Source organism: Cupriavidus sp. USMAA2-4 (assembly GCF_001854305.1).
GTDB lineage: Bacteria > Pseudomonadota > Gammaproteobacteria > Burkholderiales > Burkholderiaceae > Cupriavidus > Cupriavidus malaysiensis.
On record NZ_CP017749.1, the window covers coordinates 1,364,429 to 1,380,454 of the forward strand.

The 16,026-nt window shown below is 70.6% G+C and carries 15 protein-coding genes; 6 read left to right on the forward strand and 9 right to left on the reverse strand.

Annotated elements, in window-relative coordinates; translation table 11 throughout:
* Positions 1-21: 21 nt before the first annotated feature.
* Positions 22-444, reverse strand: a complete 423-nt coding sequence (locus BKK79_RS26120; RefSeq protein ID WP_071017394.1) for a hypothetical protein — start codon at positions 442-444, stop codon at positions 22-24.
* Between the two features lie 603 nt (positions 445-1,047).
* On the opposite strand from BKK79_RS26120, the gene BKK79_RS26125 reads away from it, so the two are divergent.
* The 4 genes from BKK79_RS26125 to BKK79_RS26140 all read left to right on the forward strand — a co-directional run bounded on the left by BKK79_RS26125 (position 1,048) and on the right by BKK79_RS26140 (position 4,729).
* On the forward strand, positions 1,048-1,833 hold the full coding sequence (locus BKK79_RS26125) for an ABC transporter ATP-binding protein (protein WP_071017392.1): 786 nt from the start codon (positions 1,048-1,050) through the stop codon (positions 1,831-1,833).
* A 69-nt stretch (positions 1,834-1,902) separates the two neighbouring features.
* Entirely contained in the window at positions 1,903-2,886 is a 984-nt protein-coding gene (locus BKK79_RS26130; RefSeq protein WP_071039227.1) for an ABC transporter substrate-binding protein, read from the forward strand.
* Positions 2,886-3,734 (forward strand): ABC transporter permease, encoded by an 849-nt coding sequence (locus BKK79_RS26135; RefSeq protein ID WP_157128519.1) that lies wholly within the window; start codon positions 2,886-2,888, stop codon positions 3,732-3,734. Before BKK79_RS26130 ends, BKK79_RS26135 begins: the two co-directional genes overlap by 1 nt.
* Entirely contained in the window at positions 3,731-4,729 is a 999-nt protein-coding gene (locus tag BKK79_RS26140; RefSeq protein WP_071039228.1) for a tripartite tricarboxylate transporter substrate binding protein, read from the forward strand. The genes BKK79_RS26135 and BKK79_RS26140 overlap by 4 nt, the downstream gene beginning before the upstream one ends.
* Positions 4,730-5,156: 427 nt before the next feature.
* On the opposite strand, the gene BKK79_RS26145 is transcribed toward BKK79_RS26140, so the two are convergent.
* The 7 genes from BKK79_RS26145 to BKK79_RS26175 all read right to left on the reverse strand — a co-directional run bounded on the left by BKK79_RS26145 (position 5,157) and on the right by BKK79_RS26175 (position 13,837).
* Entirely contained in the window at positions 5,157-6,041 is an 885-nt protein-coding gene (locus BKK79_RS26145; protein ID WP_083384314.1) for an IclR family transcriptional regulator, read from the reverse strand.
* Positions 6,042-6,073: 32 nt separating this feature from the next.
* Positions 6,074-7,201: an FAD-dependent monooxygenase gene (locus BKK79_RS26150; protein WP_071039229.1), complete on the reverse strand. Its 1,128-nt coding sequence runs from the start codon at positions 7,199-7,201 to the stop codon at positions 6,074-6,076.
* A gap of 330 nt (positions 7,202-7,531) precedes the next feature.
* A complete protein-coding gene (hpaI, locus tag BKK79_RS26155; RefSeq protein ID WP_071017385.1) occupies positions 7,532-8,344 on the reverse strand; it encodes a 4-hydroxy-2-oxoheptanedioate aldolase in 813 nt (270 codons plus the stop codon).
* Between the two features lie 47 nt (positions 8,345-8,391).
* Positions 8,392-9,918: an NAD-dependent succinate-semialdehyde dehydrogenase gene (locus BKK79_RS26160; RefSeq protein ID WP_071039230.1), complete on the reverse strand. Its 1,527-nt coding sequence runs from the start codon at positions 9,916-9,918 to the stop codon at positions 8,392-8,394.
* A 97-nt stretch (positions 9,919-10,015) separates the two neighbouring features.
* Positions 10,016-11,584 (reverse strand): UxaA family hydrolase, encoded by a 1,569-nt coding sequence (locus BKK79_RS26165; RefSeq protein ID WP_071039231.1) that lies wholly within the window; start codon positions 11,582-11,584, stop codon positions 10,016-10,018.
* 27 nt (positions 11,585-11,611) lie between these two features.
* Positions 11,612-12,610, reverse strand: a complete 999-nt coding sequence (locus BKK79_RS26170; protein ID WP_071039232.1) for a Bug family tripartite tricarboxylate transporter substrate binding protein — start codon at positions 12,608-12,610, stop codon at positions 11,612-11,614.
* Between the two features lie 81 nt (positions 12,611-12,691).
* The gene (locus tag BKK79_RS26175; protein ID WP_071039233.1) at positions 12,692-13,837 is read right to left on the reverse strand and encodes a tartrate dehydrogenase; all 1,146 of its coding nucleotides are present in this window, start codon (positions 13,835-13,837) and stop codon (positions 12,692-12,694) included.
* Positions 13,838-13,934: 97 nt separating this feature from the next.
* On the opposite strand from BKK79_RS26175, the gene BKK79_RS26180 reads away from it, so the two are divergent.
* Both BKK79_RS26180 and BKK79_RS26185 read left to right on the forward strand, forming a co-directional pair.
* Entirely contained in the window at positions 13,935-14,849 is a 915-nt protein-coding gene (locus BKK79_RS26180; RefSeq protein ID WP_071039234.1) for a LysR substrate-binding domain-containing protein, read from the forward strand.
* A gap of 138 nt (positions 14,850-14,987) precedes the next feature.
* Positions 14,988-15,194, forward strand: coding sequence for a dodecin (locus BKK79_RS26185; RefSeq protein ID WP_071017376.1), 207 nt, complete (start codon positions 14,988-14,990; stop codon positions 15,192-15,194).
* A gap of 27 nt (positions 15,195-15,221) precedes the next feature.
* Here BKK79_RS26185 and BKK79_RS26190 read toward each other — a convergent pair whose 3' ends face one another.
* The gene (locus BKK79_RS26190; protein ID WP_084085180.1) at positions 15,222-15,995 is read right to left on the reverse strand and encodes a tetratricopeptide repeat protein; all 774 of its coding nucleotides are present in this window, start codon (positions 15,993-15,995) and stop codon (positions 15,222-15,224) included.
* Positions 15,996-16,026: the final 31 nt, after the last annotated feature.

Here is a 16,026-nt window from a genome sequence, read left to right on the forward strand (position 1 = left end):
CCCGATGCGCATGCCGGCTGCTTACCAGTTGAGCTGCCGGCTTACGCCCGGGGCCAGCACGGTGTGCTTTTCCACACCGTCGTAGACGGCGCTGACCTGGTAGCTGCCCTGCGGCCCCTTCATCAGGCAGCGCGGCCCTTCCGCCTGGAACTCTGCCACGTCCTTGCCGTTGCGGCGGACCTTCACCGCCACGTCGGACAGGTACTCGCCGCGGCGTCCCTCCGTGAACAGCAGGCTCATGCCGTAATGCGGCGCGTCGGCCTGCAGCGCCTGCTGCTCGTCGGCACCGACGCCGCCGCAGACATAGGTGATAGAGCCCGACGTGGCCGGCACCATCGGCGCGGCGACGCCCGTGGCGGGCAGCAGCAGCGCACAAAGTGCGAGGCCGCCGGACAGGGCGGCACCGGTAGCGACGCTGCGCATGGAAGTGTGCTTGCCTTGCATGATCGCTCCTGAAGTTCCTACTGACTCAAATTGGAGTAAGGCCAGGTGCCATCGTTCCGCGTGGTGTCCGCGCGCCACCTTGGCCTGCGCTGGTGCCCTGCCGCCGCCACAAAGGCTGTCGGTGTCCGGCTGACATCGCGCGTGCCAGCGGCGGTGGCAGCGGCAAGGGTGACCGCAGCGATGCACATCAAAGGCATGCCTCATGCGCATCCAATGTGCATGTGTGCGGGATGTGCAGGAAATGAGTGATGGATGCAAAAGATGCGGTGCCTCTGCATCGCCGCGATTGTCGGGCAGGTGGCTCCGCCAACTCCGCGCCCCGTGCGGCGCGGCCCGCTGTCGGCGCGAGGCGGCGCGAGGCGGCACTCATCCGCCGGCACGGACGGTGGCCCGCGCGCCGGGGTCTTGCCCACCTTTTCTTTCTTTTCCTGGCTAAGGGACAACCCTAGTCTCGCTTCTCCTTCAGAGGCGCTATATTTTGTTTTCGTTCCATTTGTGGATCATAGTTTCATATATGAAACAAAACAAACGGCCGGCAGCAGCAAGAAGCGGCAACTGCCGGGCACAGGAGCGTGCGCCGAAGGCGGAGGGAAGACAGCAACCATGATCGAGATCGAGTTCCGCAAGGTCGGCAAGCGTTTCGTCGACCGCCAGAGCGGCGCGCTGCGCAGCGCCGTCAGCCACCTGGACATCCGCATCCGCAGCGGCGAGGTGGTGTCCATCATCGGACCGTCGGGCTGCGGCAAGAGCACGCTGCTCAATATGGGCGCCGGGCTTTACCTGCCCAGCGAAGGCGAGGTCTATGTCGGTGGCGAACGTGTCACGCGACCCGTCAAGAAGGTCGCCTTCATGCTGCAGAAGGACCTGCTGATGCCATGGCGCACGATCCGCGCCAACGTCGAGCTGGGCATGGAGATCGACGGCGTGCCGGCCGCCGAGCGCCGCCGCGTGGCCGACGAACTGCTGGCGCGTTGCCACCTCAAGGGTTTCGAGCAGCACTACCCGTACCAGCTTTCGGGTGGCATGCGCCAGCGCGCGGCGCTGGCCCGCACGCTGGCCGTCGACCCCCAGGTGCTGTTGCTCGACGAGCCGTTCTCCGCGCTCGATGCGCAGACCAAGATGGTGCTGCAGCAGGACCTGGCGCGCATGCTGCACCAAGGCCGCAAGACGGCGCTGTTCATCACGCACGACCTGGTCGAGGCGATCGCGCTGTCGGACCGGCTGCTGGTGATGAGCGAACGGCCCGGCACCATCATCGAGGAGATCGTGATCGACCTGCCGCTGCGCGAGAACCCGCTCGAGCGCCGCAAGCTGCCGCAGATCGGGCCGCTGCAGGGCCGCCTGATGGAACTGCTCAAGGTCGGCAGGGAGAGCGCCGCGCTGCACTAGCCGCGCGCTCGTCCGATGCACGACCCACGACAAGCCAAGCTGCCAGACACCACGACAAGGATCCCCCGCATGTCCAAGCCACTGACCGCATCGCTCGCCTGCGTCGCCGCGCTGCTCGCCACCGTCGCCGGCGGCGTCCAGGCCGCGCCCGAGGAAGTCACCTACCTGCTGCCTGCGCCGCCCAACCTGCCCGCCTTCGCGCCCTGGATGATCGCCCAGCAGAAGGGCTACTACGCTGACGAGAACATCAAGGTCACCTTCGTTGCCGCCAGGGGCGGCGTCGACGTGGCCAAGCAGATCGGTGCCGGCAACGCCATCATCGGCGGCGCGATCGGCGATACGCCGATCATCGTGCGCGCCAACGGCGTGCCGGTGAAGGCGGTGGCGGTGCTCGGCGCCGGTGCGCTGACCCAGCTCGCCGTGCACCAGGACGAAGGCATCAGGTCGGTCAAGGACCTGAAGGGCAAGACGGTCACCGTGATGGCCTATGCCGACACCACCTACTACGCGCTGCTGGGCACGCTGCGCAAGGCGGGCCTGGGCAAGGAGGACGTGCCGGTGCAGGCGGCCGGGCCGGCCGGCGTGTGGCAGCTGTTCGCGGCGAAGAAGGCCAGCGCCATGGCCGGCGCGCCCGAGTGGGTCGTCAATGCCGCCGAGGCGGGCGCCAAGATCGAACTGCTGCCCGCGCAGGACAGCTTCAAGAGCATGGCGCAGGCCATCCTCGCGTCCGACGAGGCCATCCGCACCAGGCCCGAACTGGTGCGCAAGCTGGTGCGCGCCACCCTGCGCGGCATGGACGACATCGTCAAGGACCCGAAGGCCGCGGCGCAGGTCTACGCACAGGCGGTGCCGACCTTCAAGGGCAAGGAAGCCACCGTGGAGCGCATCTTCGCGCTGTATCGCCAGAACGTCTATGCCGGACAGAAGCCGCTGGGGATCATCGACGGCGCGCGCCTGGAAGCGGTGCAGAAGTTCTACGTCAGCGAAGGCATCGTGGCGCGCGCCACGCCGGTGAACGAGCTCTACACCAACCAGTTCGTCGGAGGCCGGTGATGGACGGCGCCACCACGGCCACTTCCGCCACGTCCGCGGCTGCGCCGCCGGAGCCGCGCGCACGGCTGCTGCGCAGCGCGCGCGTGCGCGCCGGCCTCGGCAGCGTCGTGCTGCTGCTGGCCTTCCTCGCCGCCTGGCAGTGGGGACCGGGATGGCTCGGCATGCCGGAGTTCATCCTGCCCAGGTTCTCGCGCGTGGTGGCCGAGTCGCTGCGCATGTGGGAGCAGGAAAGCCTGTTGCGGCATTTCGGCATCACCGCCTTCGAAGTCATCGTCGGGTTTGCCCTGGGCTCGCTGCTGGGCCTGGCGGTCGGCGTGGTGCTGGGGCTGTCGCCCACCACCGAATCGGTGCTGTCGCCCTACATCCTGGCCCTGCAGATCGCACCCAAGGTAGCCTTCGCCCCGCTCTTCGTGATGTGGCTCGGCTATACCATCTACCCGAAGATCCTGGTGGCCATCCTGATCGTCTTTTTCCCGGTGATGATCAATGTGCTGTCCGCGGTGCGCACAGTCGATCCCGACATGGTCAACCTGGTGCGCACGCTGAACGCGGGGCGCTGGCAGATCTTCCGCCTGGTGGAGTTTCCGTCGGCGCTGCCGGCGCTGTTCTCCGGCCTGCGCATCGCTTCCACGCTGGCGGTGATCGGCGTGACGGTGGGAGAACTGGTCGGCGGCAACCAGGGCCTGGGCTTCCTGCTGGTCGACGGCGAAGGGCAGGGCAATACCGCCGCCGTGTTCGTCTCGATCGCGGCGCTGACCTTGATCGGCGTGGTGGCCTACGCGGCCGTGGTGTGGGCCGAGCGCAGGCTGCTCCACTACCTGCCGCGCGCGGCGGTCTCGACGACATGAAGGCCGCGGTCCTGGTCATGCGCACCGCGTATGGCCTCACCCTGGCCGCTGCGCTGGCCGCCGGCCCGGCGCGGGCGGACGGTGCGCTGCCAGCGTGCAAGCCGTTGCGGCTGGTGGTGCCGTTCCCCGCGGGCGGGCCCGCCGACCTGCTGGCGCGCGCGCTCGGCCACGCCATGCAGGAGCGCCATGGCATGGCGGTACTGGTCGACAACAAGCCGGGGGCCAACGGCAACATCGGCATGGATGCGGTGCGCCGCGCCGCCGGCGACGGCTGCACCCTGGCGGTGGTCCCGGCCGGCAACCTGACCATCAATCCCACGCTGATGCCGGCGCTGCCCTACCAGGTGGCACGCGACTATCGCCCGGTCGCGCTGCTGGCCGGCTCGCCCAACGTGCTGGCCGTGCATCCCGCCGTCAAGGCGCGCAGCGTGGCCGAACTGGTGCAGCTGGCGCGGCGCGCCGGTCCGCCGCTCGGCTTCGCCAGCCCCGGCGTCGGCAGCGGCCTGCACCTGGCGGGCGTGCTGTTCGCGCAGAAGGCGGGCGTCACCTTGCTGCACGTGCCCTACAAGGGCACCACGCAGGCGCTCAACGACGTGGTGGGCGGCCAGGTGCCGATCCTGTTCGGCACCCTGCCCACGCTCGCGCCCTTCCTGCAGTCCGGCGCGCTGCGCGCGCTGGCCGTCACCCAGGCGCGCCGCTCGCCGGCCGCACCGCAGATCCCGTCGCTGGCCGAGCAAGGCATCACCGGCGTGGAAGTGAGCTCCTGGTATGCATTGATGGCACCGGCGGGAACGCCGGCGCCGGTGGTCGACGCGCTCAGCCGCGAGGTGCGCGCGGTGCTGGCCTTGCCCACGGTGCGCGAGGCCTTGCAGCACCAGGGCATGGAGCCGGCCGACGAGGCGGACGGTGCCCCGCGCGCGCTGGACGCGCGCATCCGCGCCGAGACGGCGGCGTGGGCTGCGCTGATTCGCAAGCACGGGATCCAGGCGGAGTGAGGTGGGGCGCGGGGCGGGGATCTTGCGCTGGCGGGGAGGCTTGGGTTTGTGTGCCGGGTCACGTCGGTGGCTTCATCCGGTGCTTGCAGCTTGGACTACACCGTTGGTTTCATCCGGGGCTTGCGTGCTGGATCACACCGTTGGCTTCGCTTGGGCGCTCGCGTGCTGGATCACACCGTTGGCTTCGCTGGATGTTGCGCCTTGCTAAACCACCCCTCTCCCCCGCCCTCGCCCCATGAGGGGAGAGGGAGCCAAGACCTTGTGCTTGGCGATTGGTGTTGGCGCATCCTGCCGGCTTCGTCCAGCGCGTCGGGTTCCGCACCGCGCTGTTTGGCTCCCCTCTCCCGCTTGCGGGAGAGGGGCCGGGGGAGAGGGCAGGCGCTGGCGCGTAGCGAATCCAGTTGATCTACCGCGAGCGAAACCCCTGCTATCGCCGCAGCCGACCCGGGTCGCCCAGCCAGGCCGACACATCGCGCGCCGCCCGCTTGACTTCCCGCTCCGCGCGCTCGCGCAGCGTGCCGTCCTGCTCGAAGCGCTGGGCCGGGCCGGCCACGCTGATGGCGGCCACGGTCTTGCCGGTGGCATCGCGCACCGGGGCCGCGCACGAATCGATGCCCGGTTCGTAGGCCGAAAAGCTCCAGGCGCAGCCGCGCTCGTGGTCGGCCGCGAGGATCTCGCCCAGCCGCGCGTAGCTGGCAGGGCTTTGCGGTGTCGCCGTGACCAGCGGCTCGGCGCCCAGGCGCTCGCGCTGCTCGTCCTCGGAGAGTCCGGCCAGCAGCATGCGCCCGGGAGTGGTCAGGTGGGCGGGCACGCGGCTGCCGACCTGGATGTTGCTGACCAGCGAGGCGGCCGGCATGTGGCGCAGCAGGTAGAGTGCATGGCCGCCGTCCAGCACCACCAGGTAGGCGGAGAGCTGCAGGCTGTCGGCCAGGCGCGGCAGCACCTGGCGGGCGAAGCCCACCAGGTCGCTGCCGGCCAGTACCCGCGACGACAGCTTGAGCAGTTCCAGCCCGGCCTGGTGGCCGCCCTGCGGCAGGGCGTCGAGCATGCCTTCGTGCTCCAGCGTGGCGAGCAGGCGCATCACGGTGACGCGGTTCACCTCGATGCGGCGGCCGACCTCGCTCAGGTTGGCGGTGGAGCCGCCTTCGGCAATGAAGCGCAGCAGGCGCAGCGCCCGTACCACGGGCGAGACCAGTTGCGTTTTCTCTTCGGCATCGCCATCGGCGTCGGCCGGCTCGGCGGCATGAGGGAGGGGAGAGGCGGATGCGGGCTTGCGCGCCCGTGCGCCGGTCGGCTTGGCTGGTGTCTGCATGGTTCTGCGTTGGGACCGGCGCGCTTGCGTCATCAGGCCAGGGGCGCGCGCCAGGCGTCGTAATCGTACACCCAGTCGGCATTGCTCCCCTCCTTGAGCCAGTGGTTGCCGCGCGAACCGATCTGGATGCGCGCGGTGCGCTCGAGGCGCGCGGCCTGGTAACGCTGCAGCGCGGCGGGCACGTCATCGCGCCAGGTGTCGAGGCAGCGTGCCAGTACCACCGCGTCCTCGACCGCCTGGCCCGCCCCTTGTGCCATGAAGGGCATCATCGGGTGGCAGGCGTCGCCCAGCAGCGTGCAGCGGCCCACTGACCAGCGCGGCAGCGGGTCGCGCACGTACAGCGCGGAGATCAGCACCTCGTCGCAGGCGTCGAGCAGCGCGCGCGCTTCCGCATGGAAGCCGGCGTAGGCCGCTCGCACGTCGGCGACCTGCCCCGGCGTGGTCCACGATTCGTGGCGCCAGCTTTCCTGCGCGACGGTGGCGAAGACAAAGATGTCGCGGCCGCGGTTGAGCGGGAAGGTGACGATCTGCGAGGTCGGCTGCGGTCCCCACCACTTGGTGAAGGCGTCGAGGTTGGGCACGCCGGCCAGGCGCTCGGCAGGCACCACGGCACGGTAGGCGACCTGGCCGGTGAAGACCGGGCTCTCCTGGCCGAACAGCGCGGTGCGCACCACCGAGTGGATGCCGTCCGCGCCGATCAGCACATCGACGTCGTCGCTGCTGCCATCGGCGAAGCGCAGCGTGGCGCCCTGCTCGCGCGGCACCACGGCGGTGGCCTTGCGGCCGAGCTGCACGCATGGCGCGGGCACCGCCTGCTCCAGCGCGTGCATCAGGTCGGCGCGGTGCATGGTGAGCTGCGGCGCGCCGTAGCGGGCTTCGGCCGCCTCCGACATCGGCAGGCGCGAGGTTTCCTCGCCGCTGTCCCAGGTGCGGCTGATGCGATGGCTCGGTCGTGCCGCCGTCTCGCGCAGCGCCGCGCCGACGCCCAGTCCGTCGAGCGCACGCACCGCGTTGGGCGTCAGGTTGATGTCGGCGCCCACGCGCGCGAAGCGTACCGCCTGTTCGTACACGACCACCTCGTGGCCGAGCTGGCGCAGTGCGATGGCCGCCGCCAGTCCACCGATGCCGGCGCCGTTGATGCCGATTCGTTGCCTTGCCATGTCTTCCTGCCTTCCTTGCGTTTGCCTGCCCGCCACGCTTGGCGTTGCACGGCGGATATGTGATATGTTCAAAAATGAACGTAATGTTCATAAAAATACTATTCAGATGGGAGAACGTCGTCAAGCAAAAGCGCGCGGAAGCCGTCGGTCATGGCGGGACCGGCACATCGGCGGGGTTTGCGGTGATGCCGGCGACGCGCAGGGGCAGGTCTCCACGCGATCGGGGTCAGGCAGGCATAAGGGGGAGCGTCTCGGCCGCAGCCAGGGGGGAGGGAAGGCGGGAGGGGCGGGGGCGGCCAGGCGCTGCGGTGGGTGCCTGGCCGGGCCGGCTCAGTAGGGGCCGGCGGGGGTGGCGCCGGTGGGCGCGGCCGCAGCCGCGTCCGGCAGGAAGTCGCGGGCGAGCGCGCGCGTGGCGCTGGCGAGCAGGCGCACGTCGAGCCCGACCGCGACGAAGGTGCAGCCCAGCGCGAGATAGCGGCGCGCCAGCACCGGGTCCGGCGTCAGCGTGCCGGCGGCCTTGCCGCTGGCGACGATGCGGCGGATGGCGTCCTCGATGGCGGCCTGCACCTCGGGGTGGCCCGGGTTGCCGCGGTGCCCGAGCGAGGCGCTCAGGTCGGCCGGGCCGATGAAGACGCCGTCCACGCCATCGACGGCGCAGATCGCCTCCAGGTTGTCGAGTGCCTGGCGGGTCTCGGCCTGCACCAGCAGGCAGGCCTCGGCATCGGCGCGGTCGAGGTAGTCGCGGCGCAGGTCCCAGCGCGAGACGCGCGCCACGCCGCTGCCCACGCCGCGCATGCCGGCGGGCGGATAGCGCATGGCCGAGACCAGCCTCCGTGCCTGCTCGGGCGTGTCCACCATCGGTACCAGCAGCGTCTGCGCGCCGATGTCGAGCAATTGCTTGATCAGCGCCGGGTCGCCGTGCGGCGGCCGTACGATGGGATGCGACCGGTAGGGCGCGGCGGCCTGCAACTGGGCCAGCACGTTGCGCACATCATTGGGCGCGTGCTCGCCGTCGAGCAGCAGCCAGTCGAAGCCGGCGGTGGCGCACAGCTCGGTGCTGTAAGGATCGGGCAGCGAGATCCACAGGCCGATCTGCTGGCGGCCGGCCGCGATGGCGGCCTTGAAGGCGTTGTCGTAGGTCATGGTGGCATGGTCTCCGGAGACGGGCTGGCGGCACGGCGCATCGCGCCTCAGGCGCGCGCGTGCCGTGCCAGGTTGCCCTGGCAAACATACTTGGTGTGCAGGTAGTCGTCCAGGCCGTAGCGCGAACCCTCGCGCCCGTAGCCCGACTCCTTGATGCCGCCGAAGGGCGCCGCCTCGCTCGACAGCGCGCCTTCGTTCACGCCCACCATGCCGGCCTCGAGCGCCTGGGCCACGTCCCAGACGCGGGCGATGTCGCGCGAGTAGAAGTAGGCGGCAAGCCCGTAGGGTGTCGCATTGGCCAGGGCGATGGCCTCGGCCTCGGTGGCGAAGCGGAACACCGGCACCATCGGGCCGAAGGTCTCTTCGTGGTTGAAGCGCATATCCGCGGTGGCGCCGGCCAGCACCGTGGGCGTGAAGAAGTGGCCGTGCGGCGCCTCGGCGCAATCGTGGCGGGCGCCGCCGGTGACCAGCCGGGCGCCCTTGGCCAGGGCGTCCTCGACATGGTGCTGCACCTTGGCCAGCGCGCGCTGGTTGATCAGCGGGCCGATCTCGGCGCTGCCGCCGTCTGCCGGTCCCACGCGCAGCGCCGCGACGGCGCGCACCAGCGCGGCGACGAAGGTGTCGTGGATGCCGTCCTGCACCAGCACCCGGTTCGGGCACACGCAGGTCTGGCCGGCATTGCGGAACTTGGCCGCCATCAGGCCGGCCACGGCGGCATCGACGTCGGCATCGTCGAAGACGATGAAGGGGGCATTGCCGCCCAGCTCCAGCGAGACCTTCTTCAGCGTATCGGCGCTGGCGCGTGCCAGGTGCTTGCCCACCGCGGTGGAGCCGGTGAAGGAGATCTTGCGCACGCGCGCATCGGCCAGCCAGGCATCGGCCACCGCCGGCGTCTGCGCGCGCGAAGCGGGCAGCACGTTGACCAGGCCCGCCGGCGCGCCGGCTTCCTGCAGCAGCCGGGCCAGCGCCAGCGCCGTCAGCGGCGTGTCTTCGGCCGGCTTGGCCACCACCGCGCAGCCGGCGGCCAGCGCGGGCGCGATCTTGCGTGCCAGCATCGCCAGCGGGAAGTTCCACGGCGTGATGGCGGCCACCACGCCGACCGGCTCCTTGAGCACGAACAGCTGCTTGCCGGCCTGCGCCTGCGGCAGGATGTCGCCATGGATGCGCTGCGCCTCTTCGGCGAACCACTCCACGTACGAGGCGCCGTACAGCACTTCGCCGCGGCTTTCCGCCAGCGGCTTGCCCTGTTCCAGCGAGATCAGGCGGGCCAGGTCTTCCTGGTTGGCGAGGATGGCGGCGTGCCAGCGCTTGAGCAGCGCGGCGCGTTCGCGCGAGGTGGCGCGCCGCCACGCGGCGAAGGCGCGCTGCGCGGCGTCGACGGCGGCGGCGGCGTCGGCCGCGCCGCAGTCGGGCACTTCCGCCAGCAGCGCGCCGCTGGCAGGATCGGTCACGGCGAAGCGGCGGCCGTCGGCGGCGTCGCACCAGGCGCCGTCGATCAGGCAGCGCGAGACCAGCAGTTCAGGGCGGGCGAGGGCCAGGGTGGCGGGCAGCGTGGGAGCAGGGGTCGAAGACATGAGGGCGATCGGCAGGAAAGAAGGGAAAGGGTGCCGCGCGGCAGGGCCGCGCGGTGGTGGTGCAAGCAGGGGGGGCGGCTGCGCGGCGCGGGCCCGCTCAGCTGACGATGCCGAGGTGCCAGGGCACGAACTCGCCGTCGCCCAGGCCGAGCGCCTCGCTGCGCGTGGTCTCGCCGGAGGCGGCGCGCAGCAGATGGGCGAAGATCTCTTCGCCCATCTGCTGCACCGTCAGCTCGCCGTCGAGCACGCGGCCGCAGTTGATGTCCATGTCGTCGCGCAGCCGCTCGAACATCGGCGTGTTGCTGGACAGCTTCAGCGTCGGCGCGGGCTTGGAACCGAACATGGAGCCGCGCCCGGTGGTGAACAGGATCATGTTGGCGCCGCTGGCGATCTGGCCGGTGACGGCGCAGGGATCGTAGCCCGGCGAATCCATGAAGACGAAGCCGGCGCGGTCGATCGGCTCGGCGTACTCGTAGACTCCCTGCAGCGGCGTGGTGCCGCCCTTCATGGCGGAGCCGAGCGATTTCTCGAAGATGTTGGCCAGGCCGCCCTGCTGGTTGCCGGGGCCCACCACGCCGTTGAACTGGCCGTTGTGGCCGCGCGTGTACTCCTTCCACCAGGCGATGCGGTCGAGCAGCTTCTGCCCGACCTCGGGCGTCACCGCGCGCCGGGTCAGCATATGCTCGACGCCATAGATCTCGGGCGTCTCGGACAGGATGGCGGTGCCCCCGTGGCGCACCAGGATGTCCATGGCCGCGCCCAGCGCCGGATTGGCGGTGATGCCGGAGAAGCCATCCGAGCCGCCGCATTCGAGGCCGACCTTGATATGGCTGGCCGGCACCGTCTGGCGTACCGCCGCGTCGGCGCGCGGCAGCATCTCGCGCACGGCTGCCACGCCGGCCTCGATGGTGGCGCGCGTGCCGCCGGTCTCCTGCATCACCAGCGTGCGCAGCAGGGTGCCGCCCTCGCCGTCGCGCAGCGCCTGCGAATCGACCAGGTCCGCGACCTGGTTGCGCTCGCAGCCCAGCCCGACGACCAGCACACCGGCCAGGTTGGGGTGGCGCGCGTAGCCGGCCAGCGTGCGGCGCAGCACGTCGAAGTGCAGGCTCGGCGAGGACATGCCGCAGCCGCTGCTGTGCTGGAAGGCCACCACGCCGTCGACGTTGGGGAAGCCGGCCAGGCGCTCCGGCGTGAACCACTCGGCGATCTTGCGGATCACGGTGGCCGAGCAGTTCACCGAGGACAGGATGCCGATGTAGTTGCGCGTGCCCACGCGGCCATCGGCGCGCACGATGCCCTGGAAGGTGGCGCGCGCGTGCTCGGGCACGTAGTCGACCGGGCGCACGTCGGTGCAGAAGGCCGGCTCGCGCTCGAACTCGACGAAGCGCAGGTTGTGCGCATGGACGTGCTCGCCCGGCGCGATAGCGCGCGCGGCCAGGCCGATCACGGTGTCGTACTTGCGCACCGGCGTGCCGGCGGCGATGGCTTCGGCGGCCACCTTGTGGCCCGCCGGCACCTGGGCGCGCAGGCGCAGCACGCGGCCGTCGACCTCGACGTTCTGGCCGAGCGCCAGCGGCGCGCGCGCGATCACGATATTGTCCCGCGCGTGCAGACGGATCAGCGCGCGCGAGAGGTCCTTGGTGGTGTCCTGGGTGGCGGTGGTCATCGGGCTTTCTTCGTGTGGCGCTGGTGATCAGCCCAGCATCTGCTTGAGGTTGAGCCGTTCGATCAGCTTCTTCTCGTGTTCGTAGTTGTCGGCGACGAACTTGCGGTACTCGTCGGCGTCCTGGTACATGACGATGGCATCGATCTTCTCGCAGGCCGCCTTGAATTCCGTGCTGAGGATGGCGCGGCGCAGCGCCTCGCGCAGCTTCAGCGCGATCTTCGGGTCGAGTCCGCGCGGCGCGCCGATGCCGTTGGGCGCATCCATCACCACGTGGTAGCCGAGTTCCTTGAGCGTGGGCGTGCTGCCGAAGCGCGGCAGGCGCTGCGCGCCCCAGGTGGCGAGCAGGCGCAGCTTGCCTTGTTCCACATAGGGCGCCCAGGAGCTGGAGTCGGCCAGCAGGTCGACCTGGCCGCCGAGCAGGTCGGACAGGGCCGGCGCGCCGCCCTTGTAGGGGATGTGGTTGAGCTTGATGCCGGCATTGAGCGCGAACTCTTCCATGCCGACGTGGGTCTGGCCGGCGACGCCGGCGGTGGCGTAGTTGACCTTGCCGGGGTTGGCGCGGGCGTAGGCCACGAGGTCGGCCAGCGTCTTGAAGCGCGCGTCGCTGCGCACCACCATGCCGAAGGTCTGGCCCGAGGCGCGCGCCAGGTAGGTCAGGTCCTTGAGCGGGTCCATCTGCACCACGCCGAGCTGCGAGAAGCGGGTCACCGAGAGCGGGATCTGGCCGATGGTGTAGCCGTCCGGGCGGGCGTTGGCGAGTGCCTTGGTGCCGATCATGCCGGAAGCGCCGGCACGGTTGTCCACCACGATGGACTGGCCCAGCTCGCGCCCCGCCAACTGCATCAGCACGCGCATGGTCACGTCGGCGGTGCCGCCGGCCGGCCACGGGCAGATGAAGGTGATCGGACGCGAAGGATAGTCGCTCTCGGCCGCCAGCGCGGACGCGGCGGGGAGCATGCCGGCAAGGGTGCCGGCGGCACCGAGCAGCAGTTGCCGGCGCCCCGGCTTGAATGCGCTGTCTTGCATGTCTGTCTCCTGTGGGGGGCCTTGATGGGGCAAGCAGGTGCCATGCGCCGTGGCCGCCCTCGGCGGCGCATGGGGGAGGGGTCAGGCGGCCAGCGCGTCGGCCGCGGTGCCCGCGCCGACCAGCCGGGCGATGGCTTCGCCGACCTCGGTGGTGCTGGCGCCGCCGCCCAGGTCGGGCGTGCGCGGGCCCTGCGCCAGCACGGTCTCGATGGCGCCCAGGATGGCGTCGTGCGCCTGGCGGAAACGCGCATCAGGCGCGCCGTCCCCCGCGCGCGCGCCGCCGAGGAAATCGAGCATCAGCGCGCCCGACCAGATCATGGCGACCGGGTTGGCGATGTTCTTGCCGTAGATGTCGGGCGCGGAGCCATGCACCGGCTCGAACAGCGAGGGAAAGCGGCGCTCGGGGTTCAGGTTGGCCGAGGGCGCCAGGCCGATGGTGCCGGCGCAGGCCGGGCCCAGGTCGGACAGGATGTCGCCGAACAGGTTGGAGGCCACCACCACGTCGAAGCGCGTGGGCTGCAGCACGAAGCGCGCGGTCAGGATGTCGATGTGCTGGCGATCGACGGCGACGTCGGGATACTGCACCGCCATCGCATCGGTGCGTTCGTCCCAGTAGGGCATGCTGACCGCGATGCCGTTGGATTTGGTGGCCACGGTCAAATGGCGGCGCTGGCGCGCGCGGGCCAGCTCGAAGGCGTAGCGCAGCACGCGGTCGGTGCCGTGCCGGCTGAACACGGATTCCTGCAGCACCACCTCGCGCTCGGTGCCTTCGAACATGCGGCCGCCCAGCGAGGTGTATTCGCCCTCGGTGTTCTCGCGCACCACCAGGAAGTCGATGTCGCCGGGCTTGCGGTTGGCCAGCGGGCAAGGCACGCCTTCGAACAGGCGCACCGGGCGCAGGTTCACGTACTGGTCGAACTCGCGGCGGAACTTGAGCAGCGAGCCCCACAGCGAGACATGGTCGGGCACCTTGTCGGGCCAGCCGACCGCGCCGAAGTACAGCGCGTCGCAGCCTTCCAGCTGCGCGCGCCAGTCGGCCGGCATCATCGCGCCGGTCTGCAGGTAGTAATCGCAGTGGGCCCAGTCGAAGTGGACGAATTCCAGGTCGAGCGAGAAGCGCGCCGCGGCGGCCTCGAGCACGCGCAGGCCTTCCGGCATCACTTCCTTGCCGATGCCGTCTCCGGGGATGACGGCGATGCGCAGCGGGGCCTTGGGGGATGAGGTCATGGAGGAATCCGGTTCGCAGTAGGGGGATCGGCAGCCATGGTAAAGCCGGCCCGGCGGAATATAATCAGCCGGATCGTGAAGCGATAAAACACGATCCGTGAAGAATGAACTGCTCAACGAAGACCTCCGTGTCTTCATCGAGGTGGCGCGCCGGTCCAGCTTTTCCGCGGCCGCGGAGGCGCTGGGCGTGTCGCCGGCCTACATCAGCAAGCGCATCCATATGCTGGAGGCGGCGCTTTCCGTGCGCCTTTTCCACCGCACCACGCGCCGCGTGGTAGTCAGCGAGGACGGCGAACGCGTCTACGCGCTGGCGCAGCGCATCCTGGACGATATCGACCACCTCTACGAGGAAGTGTCGAGCACGCGGCGCAACCCGCGCGGCCTGCTGCGGGTGTGCTCCAGCTTCGGCTTCGGCCGCAACGTGGTGGCACCGGCCATCTCGCAGCTGGTGCGGCAGTATCCGGCGCTGCAGGTGCGCTTCGAGGTGTTCGACCGCCTGGTCGACGTGGCCACCGACGGCTTCGACCTCGACATCCGCGTGGGCGACGAGATCGCCCCGCACCATATCGCGCGGCGCCTGGGCTCCAACCATCGCGTGCTGTGCGCGGCGCCGGCCTACCTGGCCCGGCGCGGGCAGCCGCGCACGCTGGCCGAACTGGCCAGCCACGACTGCCTGGTGATCAAGGAGCGCGACCACCCCTTCGGGGTCTGGAAGCTGCGCGACGGACAGCAGGAGCAGACCGTCAAGGTGACCGGGCCGTTGTCGTCCAACAACGGCGAGATCGTGGTGCGCTGGGCGGTGGACGGCCACGGCATCGCGCTGCGCTCCACCTGGGACGTCGGGCCGCAGCTGGCCAGCGGCGCGCTGGTGCAGGTGCTGCCGGACTACCGGCAGGACGCCAATATCTGGGCGGTCTATCCGTCGCGGCTGACCACCTCGGCCAAGATCCGCGTCTGCGTGGAGTTCTTCGAGGCCTATTTCCGCCAGCGCGGCGATCCGGCGGCGGCCTGAGCACGGCCGGCACGGCACGCTGCGGCTGGGCATTGTCCGCGACGCTGCCTATGATGGAGACGGCGCGGCGCGCGCGGCCCCATTGCTGTGGTGCGCGGCCGTGTGCCGTCACCGCATTGCAGCCAAGACGAGGGCGCCATGTCAAACCATACCTACAAGCTGGTGGAGATCGTCGGTTCCTCGCCGGAGGGCACGGACAAGGCCATCCAGAATGCCATCGCCAAGGCGAGCGAAACCATCAAGCATATCGACTGGTTCGAGATGGTGGAGATGCGCGGCCACATCGTCGACGGTACGGTGGCGCACTTCCAGGTGACGCTGAAGATCGGCTTCCGCGTCGACTGAGCGAGCGCGGCGGGAGCGGCGCGGCGCTCAGCCGCGCGCGGCGTGCGGCAAGGCGTCGTGCAGCGGGCCGTAGAGGCGGCGTAGCGCCGGCTGTGGCGCCTCGCGCAGGTAGGCCAGCGTCTTCTCGAGGAAGGCGGGCGTGGCGCTGTCCGGCACGCGCCGGATCCACCTGCCGGCCTCGGCCTCGCGGCCTTGCAGCGCGAGCAGGCGCGCGTGGTTGAACTGCCCGCGGAAGTCGCCGCCCTCGGCGGCGCGGCGGTAGTGCTCGGCCGCCTGGGCCAGGTCGCGCTCGACTTCCCAGCCGTCTTCGTAGAAGCCGCCGATGATATTGAGCGACTTGGTATGGCCGAGTGCCGCCGCGCGCCGGTACCAGTCCAGCGCCTGCGCGCGCTCGGGTGCGACGCCGCGGCCCAGCGTCAGCGCGGTGGCCAGGTTGTACATGCCCCAGTCCGAACCGCGCTCCGCCGCCAGCTGGTACCAGCGCGCAGCGGCGTGCGCGTCCTGCGGCGTGCCCCAGCCATTCTCGTAGCAGCGTCCCGCCAGGTTGGCGGCGCCGGCGTGGCCGGCGTGCGCGGCATGCTTGAACCAGGCGAAGGCGCGCGCTTCGTCGCGCGCCAGTCCGCGCCCGGCGAGGAACCACTGGCCCAGCAGGGCCTGCGCGTCGAGATGGCCGGCCAGCGCGGCGGCGCCGAGCCAGGGCAGTGCCTGGGCGGCGGGACCGCACAGCTTGTCGCGCAGGGCGGCGGGGCCGAGCTGTTCGAGTTCACCGGGGGTGGCGGGGCGGAAGGGCAGGTCGAGCATGGCGGAGAAGGCAAGCGCCCCGGCCCCGCCG

What these genes read in the sequence shown, in the direction of transcription:
- BKK79_RS26120 (WP_071017394.1), bottom strand. Translation starts at nt 444, where the DNA reads ATGCAAGGCAAGCACACTTCCATGCGCAGCGTCGCTACCGGTGCCGCC.
- BKK79_RS26125 (WP_071017392.1), top strand. Translation starts at nt 1,048, where the DNA reads ATGATCGAGATCGAGTTCCGCAAGGTCGGCAAGCGTTTCGTCGACCGC.
- BKK79_RS26130 (WP_071039227.1), top strand. Translation starts at nt 1,903, where the DNA reads ATGTCCAAGCCACTGACCGCATCGCTCGCCTGCGTCGCCGCGCTGCTC.
- BKK79_RS26135 (WP_157128519.1), top strand. Translation starts at nt 2,886, where the DNA reads ATGGACGGCGCCACCACGGCCACTTCCGCCACGTCCGCGGCTGCGCCG.
- BKK79_RS26140 (WP_071039228.1), top strand. Translation starts at nt 3,731, where the DNA reads ATGAAGGCCGCGGTCCTGGTCATGCGCACCGCGTATGGCCTCACCCTG.
- BKK79_RS26145 (WP_083384314.1), bottom strand. Translation starts at nt 6,041, where the DNA reads ATGCAGACACCAGCCAAGCCGACCGGCGCACGGGCGCGCAAGCCCGCA.
- BKK79_RS26150 (WP_071039229.1), bottom strand. Translation starts at nt 7,201, where the DNA reads ATGGCAAGGCAACGAATCGGCATCAACGGCGCCGGCATCGGTGGACTG.
- hpaI (WP_071017385.1), bottom strand. Translation starts at nt 8,344, where the DNA reads ATGACCTACGACAACGCCTTCAAGGCCGCCATCGCGGCCGGCCGCCAG.
- BKK79_RS26160 (WP_071039230.1), bottom strand. Translation starts at nt 9,918, where the DNA reads ATGTCTTCGACCCCTGCTCCCACGCTGCCCGCCACCCTGGCCCTCGCC.
- BKK79_RS26165 (WP_071039231.1), bottom strand. Translation starts at nt 11,584, where the DNA reads ATGACCACCGCCACCCAGGACACCACCAAGGACCTCTCGCGCGCGCTG.
- BKK79_RS26170 (WP_071039232.1), bottom strand. Translation starts at nt 12,610, where the DNA reads ATGCAAGACAGCGCATTCAAGCCGGGGCGCCGGCAACTGCTGCTCGGT.
- BKK79_RS26175 (WP_071039233.1), bottom strand. Translation starts at nt 13,837, where the DNA reads ATGACCTCATCCCCCAAGGCCCCGCTGCGCATCGCCGTCATCCCCGGA.
- BKK79_RS26185 (WP_071017376.1), top strand. Translation starts at nt 14,988, where the DNA reads ATGTCAAACCATACCTACAAGCTGGTGGAGATCGTCGGTTCCTCGCCG.
- BKK79_RS26190 (WP_084085180.1), bottom strand. Translation starts at nt 15,995, where the DNA reads ATGCTCGACCTGCCCTTCCGCCCCGCCACCCCCGGTGAACTCGAACAG.